Source organism: Neisseria sp. P0021.S007, assembly GCF_051956855.1.
Window position 1 is genome coordinate 1 of the sequence record NZ_JBQCXA010001351.1, and the last position, 495, is coordinate 495.

General features: G+C 50.9%; 1 protein-coding gene. It reads left to right on the forward strand.

Annotated features, from left to right (window positions below; translation table 11 throughout):
* The coding region (gene mltG / locus ACTHUR_RS19115) for an endolytic transglycosylase MltG (protein ID WP_440400352.1) at positions 1 to 435 on the forward strand (435 nt) is incomplete at its 5' end.
* Positions 436 to 495 lie beyond the last annotated feature (60 nt).

Consider the following 495-nt stretch of genomic DNA (forward strand, 5'->3'; position numbering starts at 1 on the left):
TGGGACGACCGTCAAAGCGGCCTGCCTTATAAAAATCCGTACGAAATGCTGATTATGGCGAGTCTGATTGAAAAAGAAACCGCGCACGAAGACGACCGCGCCCATGTGGCCGCCGTATTCGTCAACCGCCTGAATATCGGCATGCGCCTGCAAACCGACCCGACCGTCATCTATGGTATGGGCGATGCGTATAAAGGCAGAATCCGCAAAGCCGACTTGCAACGCGATACGCCTTATAATACCTATACGCGCAGCGGTTTGACGCCGACGCCGATTGCGCTTCCCGGCAAGGCCGCGCTTGAGGCGGCGGGTCATCCGTCTAATGAAAAATATCTGTATTTTGTCTCAAAAATGGATGGTACGGGCCTGAGCGAGTTCAGCCACAATCTTTCTGAACACAACGCCGCCGTACGCAAATATATTTTGAAGAAATAAACCGAATAGGCCGTCTGAAACATTTATAATCCCTGTTTCAGACGGCCTTTAGATTAACGA